Annotated in this window: 16 protein-coding genes and 2 tRNA genes; 10 read left to right on the top strand and 8 right to left on the bottom strand. The window is 65.6% G+C overall.

The genetic code is table 11. The annotated features are described in order from the left end of the window. Positions 1-71: 71 nt before the first annotated feature. The 3 genes from PE058_RS01210 (at position 72) to PE058_RS01200 (ending at position 2243) form a co-directional block, all read left to right on the top strand. Entirely contained in the window at positions 72-1067 is a 996-nt protein-coding gene (locus PE058_RS01210; protein WP_271029641.1) for an NAD(P)H-dependent glycerol-3-phosphate dehydrogenase, read from the top strand. Positions 1068-1134: 67 nt separating this feature from the next. Next, complete coding sequence (locus PE058_RS01205) at positions 1135-1587, top strand: EVE domain-containing protein (protein ID WP_020085724.1); 453 nt, start codon at positions 1135-1137, stop codon at positions 1585-1587. Then, complete coding sequence (locus PE058_RS01200; RefSeq protein WP_271029640.1) at positions 1584-2243, top strand: class I SAM-dependent methyltransferase; 660 nt, start codon at positions 1584-1586, stop codon at positions 2241-2243. Before PE058_RS01205 ends, PE058_RS01200 begins: the two co-directional genes overlap by 4 nt. A gap of 6 nt (positions 2244-2249) precedes the next feature. Here the strand turns inward: PE058_RS01200 and PE058_RS01195 are convergent, their stop codons facing one another. Next, entirely contained in the window at positions 2250-2513 is a 264-nt protein-coding gene (locus PE058_RS01195; RefSeq protein WP_020085722.1) for a hypothetical protein, read from the bottom strand. A 219-nt stretch (positions 2514-2732) separates the two neighbouring features. On the opposite strand from PE058_RS01195, the gene PE058_RS01190 reads away from it, so the two are divergent. After that, positions 2733-2808: transfer RNA gene (locus PE058_RS01190), tRNA-Thr, on the top strand. Positions 2809-2917: 109 nt separating this feature from the next. On the opposite strand, the gene PE058_RS01185 is transcribed toward PE058_RS01190, so the two are convergent. Together PE058_RS01185 and PE058_RS01180 are read right to left on the bottom strand one after the other, a co-directional pair. Next, complete coding sequence (locus PE058_RS01185; protein WP_020085721.1) at positions 2918-3106, bottom strand: hypothetical protein; 189 nt, start codon at positions 3104-3106, stop codon at positions 2918-2920. Positions 3107-3221: 115 nt separating this feature from the next. Next, positions 3222-3413, bottom strand: coding sequence for a hypothetical protein (locus PE058_RS01180; RefSeq protein ID WP_020085720.1), 192 nt, complete (start codon positions 3411-3413; stop codon positions 3222-3224). Between the two features lie 154 nt (positions 3414-3567). On the opposite strand from PE058_RS01180, the gene PE058_RS01175 reads away from it, so the two are divergent. Both PE058_RS01175 and PE058_RS01170 read left to right on the top strand, forming a co-directional pair. After that, positions 3568-3915 (top strand): hypothetical protein, encoded by a 348-nt coding sequence (locus PE058_RS01175; protein WP_271029639.1) that lies wholly within the window; start codon positions 3568-3570, stop codon positions 3913-3915. 46 nt (positions 3916-3961) lie between these two features. Next, positions 3962-4177 carry a hypothetical protein gene (locus PE058_RS01170; RefSeq protein ID WP_271030645.1) on the top strand — a complete coding sequence of 72 codons (216 nt, stop codon included), beginning with the start codon at positions 3962-3964 and terminating at the stop codon, positions 4175-4177. A gap of 256 nt (positions 4178-4433) precedes the next feature. On the opposite strand, the gene PE058_RS01165 is transcribed toward PE058_RS01170, so the two are convergent. After that, complete coding sequence (locus PE058_RS01165; protein WP_156827345.1) at positions 4434-5315, bottom strand: SDR family NAD(P)-dependent oxidoreductase; 882 nt, start codon at positions 5313-5315, stop codon at positions 4434-4436. Positions 5316-5758: 443 nt separating this feature from the next. On the opposite strand from PE058_RS01165, the gene PE058_RS01160 reads away from it, so the two are divergent. Next, on the top strand, positions 5759-6157 hold the full coding sequence (locus PE058_RS01160) for a phasin family protein (protein WP_020665372.1): 399 nt from the start codon (positions 5759-5761) through the stop codon (positions 6155-6157). A 63-nt stretch (positions 6158-6220) separates the two neighbouring features. Here the strand turns inward: PE058_RS01160 and PE058_RS01155 are convergent, their stop codons facing one another. After that, positions 6221-7444 (bottom strand): hypothetical protein, encoded by a 1224-nt coding sequence (locus tag PE058_RS01155; RefSeq protein ID WP_271029638.1) that lies wholly within the window; start codon positions 7442-7444, stop codon positions 6221-6223. Positions 7445-7897: 453 nt separating this feature from the next. Between PE058_RS01155 and PE058_RS01150 the strand changes: the two genes are divergently transcribed. Further along, a complete protein-coding gene (locus tag PE058_RS01150; protein WP_020085714.1) occupies positions 7898-8908 on the top strand; it encodes an ELM1/GtrOC1 family putative glycosyltransferase in 1011 nt (336 codons plus the stop codon). A gap of 168 nt (positions 8909-9076) precedes the next feature. After that, positions 9077-12724, top strand: a complete 3648-nt coding sequence (locus PE058_RS01145; RefSeq protein WP_271029637.1) for a mechanosensitive ion channel domain-containing protein — start codon at positions 9077-9079, stop codon at positions 12722-12724. Between the two features lie 141 nt (positions 12725-12865). On the opposite strand, the gene PE058_RS01140 is transcribed toward PE058_RS01145, so the two are convergent. Continuing rightward, a tRNA-Ser gene (locus tag PE058_RS01140) sits at positions 12866-12955 on the bottom strand. Positions 12956-13200: 245 nt separating this feature from the next. Between PE058_RS01140 and PE058_RS01135 the strand changes: the two genes are divergently transcribed. Then, a complete protein-coding gene (locus PE058_RS01135; RefSeq protein WP_271029636.1) occupies positions 13201-13512 on the top strand; it encodes a hypothetical protein in 312 nt (103 codons plus the stop codon). An 83-nt stretch (positions 13513-13595) separates the two neighbouring features. On the opposite strand, the gene PE058_RS01130 is transcribed toward PE058_RS01135, so the two are convergent. Both PE058_RS01130 and ybaL read right to left on the bottom strand, forming a co-directional pair. Continuing rightward, on the bottom strand, positions 13596-14447 hold the full coding sequence (locus PE058_RS01130; protein ID WP_271029635.1) for a hypothetical protein: 852 nt from the start codon (positions 14445-14447) through the stop codon (positions 13596-13598). Between the two features lie 166 nt (positions 14448-14613). Beyond that, positions 14614-16455, bottom strand: coding sequence for a YbaL family putative K(+) efflux transporter (ybaL, locus tag PE058_RS01125; protein WP_271029634.1), 1842 nt, complete (start codon positions 16453-16455; stop codon positions 14614-14616). Positions 16456-16503: the final 48 nt, after the last annotated feature.

Below are 16503 nucleotides of genomic sequence, written 5' to 3'. Positions count from 1 at the left end.
AGTACTGTCCCTGCGCCGCTGGGGACGCGGCAACGCGCCCGTCCCGGGGGCCCAATTGGGAGCGTGAGCTCATGACCATCAATCGCATCGGTGTCATCGGGGGCGGAGCCTGGGGAACCGCGCTTGCACAGACCCTCGTTCTCGCCGGGCGCGATGTCGTGCTGTGGGCGCGCGAGCCGGACACCGTGGCCGACATCAACGAGCGCCACGTCAACCGCTCGTTCCTTCCTGGCGTCGAGCTGGATACCCGGCTCAAGGCCACCGCGCGCCTCGAGGACTGCGCGGCTTCCGATGCCATTCTGCTGGTTTGCCCCGCCCAGCACGTGCGTGCCATCACCGCGACGCTGGCCCGCCTCGTCCGCCCCGGCCAGCCGCTCGTCGTCTGCGCGAAGGGCGTCGAGCAGCAGACGGGCAAGCTCTTGGGCGAGGTCATCGCCGAGACCGTGCCGGATGTGATGCTCGCCGTGCTCTCAGGCCCGAGCTTCGCGGCGGACGTGGCCCGTGGCCTGCCCGCGGCGCTCACCATCGCCTGCCGCAACGAAACCCTCGGCAGGCAATTGGCCGAGCGGCTGGGGGATCGCCAGCTTCGCCTCTATTGGTCGGACGACATCGTCGGCGTCGAGCTGGGCGGCGCCTTGAAGAACGTGCTCGCCATCGCCGCCGGCATCGTCCACGGCAAGGGCCTCGGCGCCAGCGCACACGCAGCCATTGTGACGCGCGGCTTTGCCGAGATGCGCCGGCTCGGCCACGTGCTCGGCGCGCGGCCCGAGACCATGATGGGGCTCTCTGGCCTCGGCGATCTCGTCCTCACCTGCGGCAGCGTGCAGTCGCGCAATATGAGCCTGGGTCGCGCGCTGGGCCAGGGTGAGACGCTCGCAGCCGTGCTCGGCGCGCGTGTTGCCGTGACCGAAGGTGTCTACACCGCGGCGGCCGTCGTGCGGCTTGCGGAGGAGAAGCGCATCGAGATGCCGATCACGGAAGCCGTCCACGCCGTTCTGGAAGGGCGCGTGAGCGTGGACGATGCCATCTCCGGCCTTCTGCGCCGCCCGTTCAAGGCCGAGGACTGAGGCTTGAGACACGCCGAATATGGCGTAAGGTGCACCCCGTCCTACACACTCGGAGATCGACGCTTCCATGGCCTATTGGCTTTTCAAATCCGAGCCCGACGCGTTCTCCTGGGATGAACTCGTCTCGAAGGGCGCCAAGGGCGAGCCTTGGACGGGCGTACGCAACTTTCAGGCGCGCAACAACATGCGCGCGATGCAGATCGGCGATCTCGGGTTCTTCTATCACTCGAACATCGGCAAGGAGATCGTCGGCATCTGCGAGGTGATCGTGCTGGCGCATCCGGATGGAACGGACGACACGGGCGCGTGGGAGTGCGTGGACGTGCGGGCCGTGGAGCCCATGCCGCGCCCCGTCACGCTTGCGGACGTGAAGGCCAATCCGAAGCTCGCCGAGATGAAGCTCGTCACCGCCTCGCGCCTCTCCGTGCAGCCTGTGACCGAAAAGGAGTGGGCCGAGGTGTGCCGCATGGCCGGCGTGGCGCCTTCGCCGGCGAAACGCACCAAGAAAGCCAAGGCGTGAGCGCCCCGAAAGAGGCGCCCCGCGCCGAAGCGTTCATCGCTGCCAACACACGCCCGCTCACGCCGCCGCTCGTGCCGGAGATCCGCCTTCACCTTGCCGAGGAAAGTCTGCCCATCTGGCAGAAGACCGAGGAAGAGCTGGGCGAGATGAACGTGCCGCCGCCTTACTGGGCTTTCGCCTGGGCTGGCGGACAGGCACTTGCGCGCTATCTTCTCGATACGCCCGCGCTCGTGCGCGGCCTCTCCGTCATCGACTTAGGCTCGGGCTCCGGTCTCACCGCCATCGCTGCAAAGCGCGCAGGGGCGGCGAAAGTTCTGGCTGCCGACATCGACGCGTTTTCGCTCGCGGCCGTGAGGCTCAATGCGGCGCTCAATTCTGTCGAAGTGGAAACCACGGGAGAGGACTTGCTGGCCAGCGCGCCGGAGCGGGCCGACGTGATCCTGGTCGGCGATCTCTTCTACGAGCGCGAGCTTGCGGCCCGCGTCACCGCCTACATCGAGCAGGCGGCCGCGTCCGGCGCCTCCGTGCTGATCGGGGATCCCAAGCGCTCCTATTTTCCGGTTGGCCGGTTCACGCTCGCGGCGGAGTATCAGGTTCCCGTAACCCGCGAGCTCGAGGACGCCGAGATCAAGCGCACGTCCGTCTGGCGGCTGTGATCCGCGTCACTGCGGCGTGCCGGGCTCGTCGTGCCGCCGCAGAAGCTTGGCGTGGAGCGCCCGCGCCGTCGCCTCAATTTCCTGCATCCGCCCGTGCCTCATCTCGGACGCGACCACCTTCAAGGCTGCGGCCAGGGTCATCGGGTGACTTAGGCCGAGCCTCACCATGATGCGAACCGCCTCCTCGTTGGCGTGGTCCCGCACATTGATGGGTTGGCGCATCCGCGCGATCAGATCGTCCAGAACAGGGTTCCGCGACGTCATTGTCATGCTCCCCCTCCGTGTGTGGTGGAGTGACGAGGTCCGCCATGTTAACGCTTTGACACCCAAAGTGGGTTCCGAATCCTGCGCCCCGAGGGAATGCGGCGGCTGGCCCCAGGCCGAAGACAGAATTTGCTGAAGGCGGGGCCTTGAACGCCGGGCCGTTTCGGCCTATCAAGGCGCGCTGCTGAGCCTGATTTTGTAAGTCGGCTCCCGCACGGCAGCCTCGCCGCAATAGCTCAGTTGGTAGAGCACGTCATTCGTAATGACGGGGTCACAGGTTCGAGTCCTGTTTGCGGCACCACTATTTCCAGGGACTTTCGAAAAATCTATCTCGTCGGCGGGCCACCGTGATCGTGGCCGGCGCGCGCGCCGCCGGATCTGGGCGAACCGGCGTTTGTGGGGCGATACCCTTACATCAAAACCTGATTGCGGCCCCGAAGCTCCTTCCAGGCCGCGAAATCGATGACCTCACCTCCGCCAGTACGCGTGATCGGCCGGGTTGTGACGACATACCGGCGCTTGGCGAGGTTCTGAAGGAGCACGGCGAGGCTCGTGCCAAGGACAAGAAAGCAAAGGGTCTGCTTTTGCGAGTCTTTCATAAGGGGCCCCCGAACGAATCAGCCCCTTATCTTCGCCAGCGCGCGACTCCCTCTCTAGTGCGAGGGAACCACAGCCGGGACCAAACCCGGCCGCGCCCGGCACTTTAGCTGGCGCCTAGTGCAGCCCGAGCACCGCTTCAACGAGCCGTTGTGGATCACGCTCGCCCTCGCGCGCGGCCTTGAACAGCCGCATGGTCATGAGGTCGAGGGGAATGGCGGCGCCACATGCCATGCTCTCGGTCATGGAGGCGTCGAGCACGGCTTTGAAAAGTTTGATGTCGCTGTCGGTGTAGCCGGACACGTTCATCTGAGCGCCCTCGCGAAGAGCTGAAGATCTCTCGTCGAACGCGCCACGCCGAGCGTGGGTTCCGGCACCCGCTGGAACGAAATGCGCGCTTCTGCGTTGACCTGTTGAACCTTCCCATTCACCCCCGTTCACTCACAACGCCAAGGAGCAGCACATGGCCCAATCGTTCGAGTCCTATCAGGGCAACGCATCGGCGCGCGCCCGCGACGCGCAGGACACCGTCCAGCAGCTCAAGAACAAGGCCGAGGGTGTCGCCGATACCGTCAAGACGGAAGGCGCGAAGGCGCTGAAGAGCGCGGGCGAGAGCGTGGACGAGGCGGTCTCCGCCACCAAGCGCTTCGTGCAGGAGCAGCCGCTTCTCGCTCTCGGTGTCGTCGCAGCGTTCGCCTGCGCGGCCGGTGCGCTCTGGAAGATGTCGCCGGCCCGCCGCAACAACGATCTGCTCGAGCGGCTGTCGGATTACGTCGAGCCCGGGTATCGCGCATTGCGCCGCCGCATCTAGAACGCGCGGCGTTTTTAGATCGCAGATGGGATTTCGGGAGGAAACCATGACAGTGAAAGAAAAGCTTCCGAAGGCCGAGCTCGAGAGCCAGCTTGACGAAGCGCTCAAAGACACGTTCCCCGCGAGCGATCCCGTCTCGGTCGGCGACGTGACGGCAGACAAGCCCGACCGCCCTTTTGGCCGCAAGCCCGCAAAGATCGACAAGGCTCTTGTCGAGAAGCTCGCGCGCCAGGTCGCAGCAAAGACCAAGGGCGCGGCTTGAGCGCGGCAAACGCGAAACGCGCTCCGTGACAAGGTCACGAGCGGTTAAGACTTCTTAATACGGATTGAAAGCAATGGCGGCGACCTATCGAGACTCTTCGTCTCGCCAGGCCGCCGCTATCTGCAACCAAGGTACGCGGGACCAATTCCCTGGCGCTTGAGTGTCATTAGAGCGCGAAATCGTTTCAACTCTGCAAACTTTGTTCGATCGGGAACGCTAAGGACGCAATCCGTACAATTGGTCGCACCGGAAGAGATCAAGAAGCGCGGCGCGATCCGTTTGAAAGCAGAAAGCCCACCAGCGGCACACTGAGGGCGTGAGGCAGGAACTTGAGCGCAATTGCATTGAGCGCCGGCAGAACGCCGGGAACGATCACGGTACGGCCAATTCGGTAGCCTCTGTAGGAACTGCGCGCCACCGCCTCCGCGCTCATGCTCGGCACCAGGGTTCTGTAGAGCGCGCCCTCCGCCCGCATGGAGCGATGGAACGTCGTCTCGACGGGCCCCGGCGCCACCACCGCGAGGCGCACGCCGCGTCCACGAACCTCGTGGCCCACCGCCTCCGTCAACGAGATGAGATAGGCCTTGCTCGCATAGTAGGCCGCTTGATTGGGGCCAGGCACGAGCCCGCCGAGCGAACCCACGTTCAGGATGCCGCCACGTGCACGCGCGAGCATCGCGGGCAACGCGTGATGCATGAGGCGGGTCGCGGCGGTGACGTTGAGAGCGATGAGCCGCTCGATGTCCGCGTCCTCCTGTTCAACGAATGGCCCGGAAAGTCCGATGCCCGCATTGTTGACGAGCACGTCCATATAGAACCCGGCGGCCGCGAGCGCGGCGTCCAGCCGTTGCGGGGCATCCGGCGCCGTGACGTCGAGCGCAAGCGGAACCACGCGAGACTTGGTCGAGCGAGAGAGCTCCTGCACGGTCTTCTCGAGCGGATCCGGCGCGCGCGCGATCAGAACAAGATCGTGCCCCGCCTCCGCGAAGCGTTGCGCAAGCGCACGTCCTATTCCACGCGACGCACCGGTGATGACGACGGCAGGCGAAAGATCGCGAACGAGAGCGAAGGCCTCGGGCTTCGGAGCGGCAGCACGCCTGATCCAGAGATCCGCGAGTGACACGAAAAAATTCGACATGGGCTCGCTCAATTTGAGAACGCCGTTCGCGGGGAAATTTTCCGCGTTGAGATGAGGAACGCACGAACGGGTTTGATTTTGAAGACCAAACGCCAAAGCCGTTGAGAAGGATCAATCTGCGTGTGATTTTTGAACGCATCTCCCAGCCGGGACATACCGTCGCAAAGGTGCCTGGATGTTGTGGATAACTTCGAAACAATCGCGCATTGTTGCTTAAGCGACGAGCACACTGTGGGTGCTCGATCACGTGATAAGGGAGGAGATCGTCTCGTTCGTGAGAGCGCTCTCCTGGGATTGGTCGCCAGGCTCATTTCCGCGCCAGTCCGGAATAGTGATGTGCAACCACAGAAGGCATTGTGCATTTCACAATTGCCGATCGCGTCTTCGATATTTGCGTAGGTCCGGCGTCTCGTGCAGCCGGACGACTGGTGGAGGAGCGTACGATGAATGCAAACGCGTCAAGATCGCTAGCCGACCAGGGCCTGGATAAGAATCCAGGACTGGCCTCCTTCGAGGCCTGGTTGAGTATGAACCGGCCGATGTTCGCAGCCATGACCGAATTGAATGGGCGCTTTCTCGAGCAGGTCTCGCGGGCGAACAACGAGTGGCTGGGCTTCGTCAATCGGCGCTTGAACGAGGATATGGCCGCCTCGCAGCGGTTCATGGAATGCAAGACGGTGCAGGATCTGTTTGCGGCGTATTCCGACTTCATTCAGCGCGCGCAGCAGCAGTACCAGGCCGAGTTCCAGTACTTCGCCCGGCTCAACCAGAAGCTCGCCGATGAAACGGCGAGTGTGATCAAGTCCCACATGGATGAGGTCGAAACGGACATTCGGCACTAGCACCCTGCCGAAGCGACCCGCTTTGAGATCCGGCGCGCAGTTCTGCGCGGCCGGAGTGATCACTTATTGTGTTGCCTCCGTCGCCTTCACGTCCGATCCGACGAACACGCGGCGGGCAAACGGCGACATCAGAACCACCACCGCCAGCAGCGCCAATCCGATCAGAACCGCAACGGCCAGCGTATCGGCACCCGAGCCCAGATAGCGCACGATGATCGAGACCAGCAGATCGTACTTGAACACGGCGATCGTACTGGCGGCCACACCGGCGAGCTTGGCGGCCAGCTCCAGATCCTGATCGTGCTGGCGGAACGAGAACAGCAGCAACAGCATCGCCCACGCGCCGAACAGGAAGCTCATCAGCGTCACAATGGAGCGAAAGCCGCCCTTCTGCTGCACGCCAAACAGCGCATCCGCAGACTGGACGTAAGCCTGGCTCATCAGCGGGAAGAAGATCATCGCCGCAGCGCCGACCAGCACGCTGACCTCGATCCGGCTGATGCGATCCGGATAGTGCCGCTTCACGCCGGTATGCCGCAGCGTGAGCAGGACGCTGATGGCGAGCAGCAGGAACAGGAAGAACACCTTCGCCGGCAAGAGAAGCTTGTGAATGCGCCCCGTGATCGACTGCTGCGTCGGATCGACGTACAGGCGGTCGATCGTCGATTGGAAGCGCTGCTGCGCGCGGCAGCATTCCGCATCCGTGCTGAGGCGCGGCGCTTCCGACAGTGGCGTCGAGGCGAAGCAGAAGCGCTTGGTTTCCTCGGCAGTGCCGGCCTCGATCAGCGGTTCCGCTTGGCAGGAGCGATAGAATTCCCGCACGCCGATGCGCCGGCGGCTGACCTCGGAGAGATTGGTGACGCCTTCGATCAAGGCGATGCGTTCGCAGGGCTTGCTGGCATCGCCGCACCCCGCAGGCTCGCTCTTGTCGGCCATGAGCGTCGCCGGCTTGATGTCCCACACCGAGCGGTGCGGATTGGCCGAGAGCCCGAGCGCGGCATAGACCGCCGCCGCGCCGACGATGATGAGGCCCACGAGAAACCTGAGGCGCCCGAACGAGACGTGCCGCCAGTACATGTCCACGAAGGCGCAGGACGGAAGATAGAACGCCGCCAGCGCCACCAGCCCGAGCGTCGGGAAGAAGAGAAAGAGGTGGCTGTCGAAGGTCGCGAAGATCAGCGCCTTCTCCGGGCCGAACTCCCAGAACAGGAGGGCCGTCTGCGCGACGAAGGAGAGCGCCAGCAGGAAATAGACGACGAACACGAAGACGCGTGCACCGAGAGACATGAAAAGCCTGCCTGGAAGTGAACCCTATGCGCCAGTATGCCGGAGGGAGACGCGGAAAGCCTAGAGCATCCGGGCAACGCCCCTTTGACGCCTTCCGTTTTCCTCGAAGGGTGAGCAGCCGGGCAAGCCCCCGTCCGCACGATCCCTAATGCCCCCGTCCGATCCGGCGCTTCCGAGCGCGCGAACCGGGGCTGAATGAATTGAATGTCTGGAGTATTACGTCCGCAATCGGTGCCGATCAAAGAAAATGTTTGTCGGCTGACGACGGCTTGGGGCATCCGGGTTGAACCCGAGATGGATCGTCCCCCGGAACGTCGGCCCCAGGAGCGTTTGGCGGAGGCTTCGCCCGATGGACAAGATCGGTGAGGTTTCAGAGAATGGCCCGACGGGACACACGGCTAGGGGATACGCCTGCAACATCAACCGACAGACACAGGACACGGCACCAGGCCCGTGCGCGTGCTCCTGATCTCCGACGGCCGTCCCGGCCATTATCGGCAAAGCGAAGGCGTCGTGGCCTCGCTGAGCCGCCGGGGCCCCATCGTCGTTGATCGCCTCGAGATCGGCTTGCGCCTGCCGCTTCCCAAGGCGTTGGTGCCGAAGCTCGGCCGTCTGCTGCCGCCTGGTTGGTTTCTTCCCGCCGTGCATGGCGTCGATCCCGGACGCATGGAGAAGCCCGACATCATCGTTTCCGCGGGCGGCGCCACGCTCGCGGCCAATGTGGGCCTCGCGCGGATCTGGAACGTGCCGAATGTCTTCAGCGGCTCCACGCGCGGCTTCGCGCTGGACCGTTTCCGTCTGGTGCTGACGCCCTACGCCTCGGTTGCCGAGCCGCCGAAGGTCGTTGCCGGTCCGAAACCGACGCCTTTCGATCCGGATCGCGTTCCCCTTCCCCGCCCCATCCAAAGCGCTGCCGACATGCGGGGCGCGCGCGTCAGCATTCTGATCGGCGGCCCGACGTGGTACGCGGCCTTCGAGCCGGACGACTGGCGCCGCCTCGCGTCTCTCGCGGAGGCGCTTGTCGAAAAGCTCGGCTGCCGCCTCACCATCGTCACCTCCCCGCGCACGCCGTCCGCTGCCTACGATCACGTGCTGCCGCTGGCCGGGAAGCTGGCAGGCGCGGTGTCGCTGATCGACTTCCGCACGGCCGGGCCCGGCTCCATCGAGAGATCGTTCGATTGCGACCTCGTCCTGGTGACGAGCGACTCCATGTCGATGATGACGGAAGCAGCCCTCTCCCGCCGTCCCGCCGTCGCACTGGTGCCGGACAAGGTGAAGCCCGCGCGCGATGACGAAGCCGTCGCCGGCCTCGTGGCCGAGCGCTGGCTCGCCACGCTCCCCCTCGCCTCGGCCGACGCGGACGGACTGGCGTCGCTCGCCGCGAGCCTCGAGCCCCTCGACGGCAATCACCTCGATCGCTTGGCGGCCGTGGTGTGTGCGGCAACGGGCCTGGACGCGTCCTGAAGCGCGAAGTGAGGGGGGCTTGAACGCCGTACCGCTCGCGGACAAGCCCCATGCCACACAAAGGCCAGAAAGAAGAAAAATCTACCCACCTACCCGCGCGCCGCTCGAATCGTCGAATCCCGGCGCGGATGGTTGATTGCCAGCACAGATGCGGCTAGTTCGGCGCCCATGATGAAATGTCCTCGACTGAGCCTCGGATGCGGCGCGCTTGCGTTCGCGTTCTTCGTTATGCCCGCAGCATCGCTTGCCCAGGCCCCGCCGCCTGCAGCGCATCCGGCTCCGGTCCAAGCCGCTCCTGCCGCGCAGCCGCAGGCCGCGCCACCGGCACAGAAGCCTGCTGAGCCCGCGGCCAAGCCAGCGCCGCCCGCGGCTCCCGCAGCCGCCGTGCCGCCTGCTCCTCCAGCTCCTGCTGCTGCGGCCCCTCCGGCAACAGCCCCCGCAGCCACGCCCGCGCCGGCTGCCGCGGCTCCGGCAACGCCGCCGCCTGCCGCCGCGCCCGCCCCCGATGGGGCGGCCCCCGCGCCAGCCGCAAAGGGCGACGGGACACCGGCAACCAAAGACGATGCGGCGGAAGCCCCCACCGGCCCTGAGCGCGCAGTCGATCGCATCAAATCGAGAATTGCCGAGCTCGAGGCACGCACCGACATCGCCCCGGGGATTCGCGACCAGGCTCTTACGCTCCTGCGTGCTTCGCTCGGTCAAAGCGAGGCGGCGGTTGCGAGCGCGGCTGCGGCCGGACGCTTCCAGGAATCGAGCCAGCGCGCGCCCGAGCGCCAGGCGGAAGCCAAGCAGCAGCTGGAAGCTCTGCAAAAGGAAGGAAACGACGATGAGTTTGCCAAGCGCACCGAAACGCTGCCGCTGACGGAGGCGCAGCAGGCGCTCGATGCGGCCAACAGCGAGGCGGCCACTCTCAAGACCGAGCTTGGCCAGTTCGAAACGCGGCTGCGCGACATGAGCACGCGTTCGACCGCGGCGCGCGACGAGCAGCTGGCGGAGAAGCAGGCCCTCGATGCGCTCGAGAATCCGGAGAACATGCAGCCGCGCGAAGAGGATCCGATCATCGCGGATGCGCGCCGGTCGGCGCTTCTGTCGGAGCGGCGTGCGCGCTCTGCGAAACTCAACATGCTGGATCAGGAGCTGATCAGCCTTCCCTCGCGCCAGGCCGCGACCACGGCCCGGCGCGATCTTGCAGCCGCCAAGCTCGAAAAGCTGTCACGCCGCATTCCCATTCTGGAAGCCCGCGTCAACGCGCTGAAGCAGGCCGAGACCGACAAGCGGCAGCAGGAAATCGACCGCGAAGCCCGCAAGCTCGCTTCTCAGCACCCCGTATTGCGCGCCTTCGTGAAGGATACCGAGGTGCTCCGTCAGCGCGAGGCCGAGACGGCGCGTGCGCTCGAGGAGGGCAAGGCAAAGCTCGCAGAAGTTCAGGCCGAGATCGCGCGCATTCGCGACAGCAAGGCCGCCGCCCAGCAGGTTCTGGAGATCGGCAGTATCGGCGGCGAGTTCAGCGAATTTCTGCGCACCATGCGCGCCCAGCTTCCCTCCACCAGCAGGCTCCAGCGGCGCATCTGGGATCGCGACCAGGCCATCGTCGATGCACGTCTGAAGCGCTTGCAAGCCGATGAAGGCCGCCGTGCGCTGGCCGATGCGGCCGGCATGGCAGATCGCGTGCTCGCAAGCTCGCTCAAGCAGGGCGAGCCTGTGCCGCCGCCGGATGTCCGCCCCGCCATCGAGAAGCTCGCGGTCGCCCGCCGCGAGGTTTACGTGCAGCTGCATGACGCGCTGGCCGCCCGTATCAGCCAGCTCGCCGAGCTGAACGGCGCCGAGCGGGACCTGCTCAATCAGACGACCCAGCTCGGCGCGCTTCTCAACAGCCGCCTTCTCTGGCTGCCGAGCTCAGGACCGGTGAGCTTCAGCTCGCTGAACCAGGTCAAGGAGAGCCTCGATTGGATCGCGTCTCCGGAGGCCTGGATGGCCACCGGCAAAACGCTCTTCGAGCGCTTGATGGCGAACCCGATCCCGGCGTTGGCCGCATTCGCCGTCTTCGGCGTGCTCACGGTGTTCTCGCGGCGGCTGCTGGCGCGCCTCCGCGCCATCGCCGAGGCCGTGGGCCGCTACTCGACCGATAGCTACTGGCGCACGCCCGAAGCGCTGTTGATCACGGCTCTGCTGGCCGCCAACACCCCGATCCTGATCGGCTTCGCCGGCTGGCTTCTCACGCAGCCACCCCTTGCCTCAGAGTTTGCGTTCGCCGTCGGCGCGGGCCTCCTCAGTGCGGCGTCCCTTCTCGCATTCCTGCGCTTCGCCCAGTTCGTCTGCGTGGAGGGCGGATTGTTCACCGCCCACTTCGGCTGGTCGGATCGTGCCCGCGTGGTGCTCTGGAAGGACCTCAAGTGGCTGAAGTACGTCGTCACGCCGGTCGCGTTCATCTTGGGCGCCATCAGCGTCAGCAGCGCCCAGAACCTGCGTGATGGCCTCGGGCGGCTCGCCTTCTTTGTGGGCGCCCTGGCGGTATCGATCTTCTTGGCCCGGGTCACGGGACCGCGGCGCGGTATTTTCGCAGAGCGCCTGACGCCCGGGGGCGCGCTCTGGGTCACGCGCGTGTTGTGGCACAGCCTGCTCTGGATGACGCCACTCGCCATCGCCGGACTCGCGCTCGCGGGCTACTATGATGGCGCGGCGCAGATCCAGACCAGCCTCATCCTCTCGGTTGCCATCGCGGTCGGCGCCTTCCTCGTCTACAACGTCGCCATGCGCGAGGTGCTCGTCGCCCGACGCCGCCTCGAAATCAAGCGCGCCCATGAGCGCCGCGAGAAGGCACGTGCCCAGGCGGCCGCCGTGGAGGCGAGCGAGGCAGCCGGAGAGGCGCCCCCCGTTCTGCAGCAGGAGCCGGAGGTCGATATCGCCTCCATCAGCGATCAGACGCGCAAGCTCGTCCGTCTCATCGCGTTCCTGCTTCTGGCTGCCTGCCTGTGGTTGTTCTGGCGCGAAGCGATTCCCTCGCTCGCTCTCCTCGACGTCGCCCTCTGGCAGCAGACGGTGACGGTGGACGGCGCGACCCGCCTTGTCCCGGTGACGGTGTCCAACGTCATGGTCGCGCTCGCGATCGGCGTCATCACCTTCATCGCCGCCCGCAATCTGCCCGGGCTGCTCGAGATCACGGCGCTTCATCGCCTGCGTATCGAGGCCGGAACCCGCTATGCGGTCGGTGCGGTGAGCCGCTATGTGATCGCCATCGTCGGCCTCATCTTTGCCTTCCGCAGCATTGGTTTCGATTGGAGCCAGGTACAATGGATCGTGGCTGCGCTCGGCGTCGGTGTCGGCTTCGGTTTGCAGGAGATCGTCGCCAACTTTATTTCGGGCCTCATCATCCTGTTCGAGCGCCCGGTCCGTGTCGGCGACACGGTGACCATCGGCAATCTCACCGGCACCGTCTCGCGCATCCACATCCGCGCCACCAGCATGACCGACGGCGAGAACCGCGAGATCATCATCCCCAACAAGGCCCTCATCACCGAGAAGGTCATCAACTGGACGCGCACCGACAGCATCACGCGCGTGACGCTCAAGGTCTCGATCGCCTACGGCACGGACACGCTGCGGGCCCAGATGCTCATTCTCGAAGCGGTGAAGGCGACGCCGCAGGTGCTCGATACGCCTGCCCCGAGCGTGTTCTTCATCGGCTTCGGCGCCCACGCGCTGGAGTTCGAGGTACGTGCGTTCGTGCTGCAACCCGCTCACCGCTCGACCGTGATCAACGACCTCTACGTCGCCATCGAGCGCGCCCTGCGCGAGAAGGAAATCGCGATGTCGTAAGGTCGCGCCCGCGGAGCGCCATCGGCGCGTGAGCGGTACAGCGGAAGGAGATTGAGCTTCGGCCCTGAGAGCCGGGGAGCAAGGCGACCCGCGGCGAGTGCCGCGCCCTCGCGGAGCGCCATCGGCGCGTGAGCGATAAAATGGCGGAGAGAGTGGGATTCGAACCCACGAGACGGTTGCCCGCCTACACGCGTTCCAGGCGTGCGCCTTCAACCACTCGGCCATCTCTCCGCAGATACACCCTGCCCGGAACAGGCGAGGGGACAGGACCGAAAGCCGGAAAACCCAGAAATTGGGACCGAACGGGCCTGAAGCGGCGCACTATACTCAGAACCGTCTGGGAGGCAACACGCCAACCGGTGCGACCCATCTTCTTTTTCCCTCCCGCATGTTAGATAGGAGGCGGCTGGAGGTCCCACGAGTTTCGGGGCTCGTCCGGCTGCCGCCGATACCCGCGCCCGAGGCATGAGCTGCAAATGGCCGTTTTCCGCTTTCTCGCCGCCGTCTTTCTTCTGGTTGCCACCGTCGCGCTCGTCGTCGATGCCACGCCGCCGGTCTATGGCTCTGGGGGCTTCCACGCCACCTCCCTGGACGAGCACTGGCAGGAGCTGAGCCCCAGTTCTTTCGCGGCGGCCAAGAAGGCGGTCTCGGCCGTCGCGCCATGGTTGTGGAACGGCCTGCTCGGCCCGATCCTGGACATCCCCACGTTTCTGACCTTTGGCGCCCTCGCGCTGCTCAGCGGTTACGCCGGGAGGCGCCGCAGGAGCGTCAGGATCTTCGTCAATTAACGGCGCGGGCAGGCCAAACGAGCCACGTGGCGGCATGAGCCTGCCGTGACGCGGTCCGAGCGCCCTAACCCGAAGGCTACCGCTTACTTTTTCTGGGTTTTCGCCGGAGCAGTCGCTGTGGGGGCCAGCTTGCTCGCGGTGGGGAGCGCGGCCGAGGCCGTCTGCCCGATCGGCGTCTCGCTCGCGAAGTCGTCCACGATACCGATCACGATCAGCACCACCAGCGCGCCGACGAGCCCCATCACCACGTTGTGGTGCGATTTGTTGAGATCTGCGATCTGCGCTTCGTCCACCAGATCGACCTCGTTCACCCGGCTGCCCTTGATGCCGAAGAACTTGCGGCGGAACGAGCGGCGCACGTTGCCCCGGTCGATCAGCGGAAGCCGGGCCCGGTCCGCGATCTTCTTGGCGATCTCCGTATAGGGGAAGCACGGGTCCACGTTGGCTTCGCTGACGTAGCCGATGGGAATGGACTTCTCGTCCTTGGTGATGATCCGCGCGCCCTTGAGCAACATCGGCACCAGAGACCCGCCATAGATCTCGCGCCGGGTCTCGACCGTGTGCACCTGATCGTAGGGGATCTCGTAGCTCTTGTAGAACAGCATCGGCGTCGGCCCGCGCCCCGAGGGCAGCGTCATCTTCACCGACGTCTCGCCGAGCTCGATGCGCGTGCGCAGCGAGAACAGAAGCTCCACGAACACCAGGAACATGAGGATCGTGAAGGCGGTCGCCATGATGCCGAGGCCGATCGCGTCGAAAAACAGCCCATGCTTGAGCCGCATGTACATCATGGCGGGTAAGCTGGCAAAAAACGGCAGCAGGATGAGGAACACGAAGGAGAAGAACGTCTTGCGTCCCCCGCTTGCGGCGTAGACCGTTCGCTCGTGCTTGGTCTCGGGAACAGCGTCCGCCCCGATCGCTGCCGCTTGCGTCATGCCCGTACTCCCCGAACCCGTCTCCACTGCGCGGGCGATCCTAAAGAGGTTGCGGGACGGTGGGAAGCGTCTACCCGGGGCGTGGCCGTCTGCCCGGGTGCCGGAAAGCAAACGGGCGTAGCCAAACGGCCACGCCCGTTATGAACGTCTCTGGCGCGACGGCGCGCTAGGGTGCGTCGTCCGTCTCGCGGTGCTCCCTGAGCTCGGGCGTCGCCTCGGGGATTTCCACCTCCGCCGGCGGCTCGAAAGCGGCGCCATCGCCGGAAAGGCGGGCGTCCTGCACCACCGCCTCCGCCCTCTCGGCGGAAAGACCGAGGCTGGTGAGCGCGTAGCCCAGAAGCCCGAGCGCCACCTCCCGCGTTCCCATGATGGCGATGCCGATGCCCTGCTCCTTGAGATAAGCAAGCTCCGAGGCGCGATGGGTGCGCACTGCGGTGTCGATCCCCGGATTGGCGGCACGCGCGAGCTCGAGGATCTGGCGCTTCTGGTAGCTCGGCGGAATGGCGAGGATGAGCAGCTTGGCCGAGTCGATCCCGGCAGCCTCCATCACGCCCGCCGCCGTCGCATCGCCATAGACGGCGGCGATGCCCTTCTTGCGCAGATCCTCGACCCGGCGCCGGTCCTCGTCGATGACGACGAAGTCGAGGTTCTGGGCCTTGAGCACCTCGCCGATGGCGCTGCCCACGCGGCCGTAGCCGATGATGATGGCGTGGTTCTTGAAGCCGGAGCCCTCGGACTTCTCCGGCAGGGTCTCGAACTGGCTTGGCCGTTCGAGAAGCGCGAGCAGGCGCGGCCGTGCGCGAAACCAAGCGGTCAGCGGATCCACCGTGGCGAACACCAGCGGGTTGAGGGTGATCGAGAGGATCGCACCCGCGAGGATCAGGTCGCGCCCTTCCGCAGGCAGCATCCCGAGCGTCACGCCGAGTCCCGCGAGAATGAACGAGAACTCGCCGATCTGCGCGAGGCTCGCCGAAACCGTGAGCGCCGTGTTGATCGGATAGCCGCGTGCCAGCACGATCGCGAACGCCGCGAGCGACTTGCCGAATACGATCAACAACACCGTTGCAATAACGGCCAGCGGCTCCCGCACGAGAATGCTCGGATCGAACAGCATGCCGACCGACACGAAGAAGAGCACCGCGAACGCGTCCTGGAGCGGCAGCGAGTCGGCGGCGGCCTTGTGGCTGAAATCGGATTCGCTGAGTACGACGCCTGCAAAGAACGCACCGAGCGCGAAGGAGACGCCGAACAGCTCCGCCGACCCGTAGGCGATGCCAAGCGCGATGGCGAGCACAGCGAGCGTGAAGAGTTCGCGCGAGCCGGTACGGGCGACGAGCTGCAGCACCCAAGGCACCGCGCGCGTGCCCACCACGAACACCAGCGCTGTGAAAATGGCCACCTTGCCGAGCGTGAGAAGCAGCGTCATGCCGATGCTGCCGCCGGAGAAATGGCTGGCAACGCCGCGGGCGCTACCCTCAGCGCCGAACGCACCGGCAAGAGCCGGCAGCAGCACGAGCGCCAGCACCATGGCCAGGTCTTCGACGATCAGCCAGCCGACGGCGATCTGCCCGTTGAGCGAGTCGAGCGCATTGCGCTGCTCCAGCGCCCGGAGCAGCACCACCGTGCTTGCAACCGAGAGGGCGAGGCCGAACACGAGGCCGGCTCCCACGCTCCAGCCCCACAGCAGGGCGAGCCCTAGGCCGCACCCCGTTGCAGCTGCGATCTGAACCACGGCGCCCGGCAGGGCAATGCCCCGAACGGCGAGAAGATCGTTGATTGAGAAATGGAGGCCGACACCGAACATGAGCAGCATGACGCCAATTTCGGCAAGCTGGCTTGCGATGTGCGCGTCTCCGACGAACCCGGGAGTGAACGGCCCCAGTGCAACGCCAGCGAGAAGATAGCCGACCAGGGGCGGCAGACGCAGCGACTGGGCGGCGAACCCTCCGATGAAGGCGAGCACGAGGCCCATTGAAATTGTGGCGATCAGCGAAATGTCGTGTTCCATGTTCCTCCTGGCCGATTTGAGCCAGGAGTTTTCGTGCCCGGAGCCCAG

It is taken from the genome of Hyphomicrobium sp. DMF-1 (assembly GCF_027886585.1).
Lineage (GTDB): Bacteria > Pseudomonadota > Alphaproteobacteria > Rhizobiales > Hyphomicrobiaceae > Hyphomicrobium_C > Hyphomicrobium_C zavarzinii.
Note: the sequence above shows the minus strand (reverse complement) of the source record. Positions and strands in the feature narration are given on the sequence as shown.

Bases quoted from the DNA above. Each gene is read 5' to 3' on its own strand.
- PE058_RS01145 (WP_271029637.1), top strand. From the start codon at position 9,077: ATGATGAAATGTCCTCGACTGAGCCTCGGATGCGGCGCGCTTGCGTTC.
- PE058_RS01185 (WP_020085721.1), bottom strand. From the start codon at position 3,106: ATGAAAGACTCGCAAAAGCAGACCCTTTGCTTTCTTGTCCTTGGCACG.
- PE058_RS01165 (WP_156827345.1), bottom strand. From the start codon at position 5,315: ATGTCGAATTTTTTCGTGTCACTCGCGGATCTCTGGATCAGGCGTGCT.
- PE058_RS01195 (WP_020085722.1), bottom strand. From the start codon at position 2,513: ATGACAATGACGTCGCGGAACCCTGTTCTGGACGATCTGATCGCGCGG.
- PE058_RS01205 (WP_020085724.1), top strand. From the start codon at position 1,135: ATGGCCTATTGGCTTTTCAAATCCGAGCCCGACGCGTTCTCCTGGGAT.
- PE058_RS01170 (WP_271030645.1), top strand. From the start codon at position 3,962: ATGACAGTGAAAGAAAAGCTTCCGAAGGCCGAGCTCGAGAGCCAGCTT.
- PE058_RS01180 (WP_020085720.1), bottom strand. From the start codon at position 3,413: ATGAACGTGTCCGGCTACACCGACAGCGACATCAAACTTTTCAAAGCC.
- PE058_RS01130 (WP_271029635.1), bottom strand. From the start codon at position 14,447: ATGACGCAAGCGGCAGCGATCGGGGCGGACGCTGTTCCCGAGACCAAG.
- PE058_RS01135 (WP_271029636.1), top strand. From the start codon at position 13,201: ATGGCCGTTTTCCGCTTTCTCGCCGCCGTCTTTCTTCTGGTTGCCACC.
- PE058_RS01175 (WP_271029639.1), top strand. From the start codon at position 3,568: ATGGCCCAATCGTTCGAGTCCTATCAGGGCAACGCATCGGCGCGCGCC.
- PE058_RS01155 (WP_271029638.1), bottom strand. From the start codon at position 7,444: ATGTCTCTCGGTGCACGCGTCTTCGTGTTCGTCGTCTATTTCCTGCTG.
- PE058_RS01210 (WP_271029641.1), top strand. From the start codon at position 72: ATGACCATCAATCGCATCGGTGTCATCGGGGGCGGAGCCTGGGGAACC.
- ybaL (WP_271029634.1), bottom strand. From the start codon at position 16,455: ATGGAACACGACATTTCGCTGATCGCCACAATTTCAATGGGCCTCGTG.
- PE058_RS01160 (WP_020665372.1), top strand. From the start codon at position 5,759: ATGAATGCAAACGCGTCAAGATCGCTAGCCGACCAGGGCCTGGATAAG.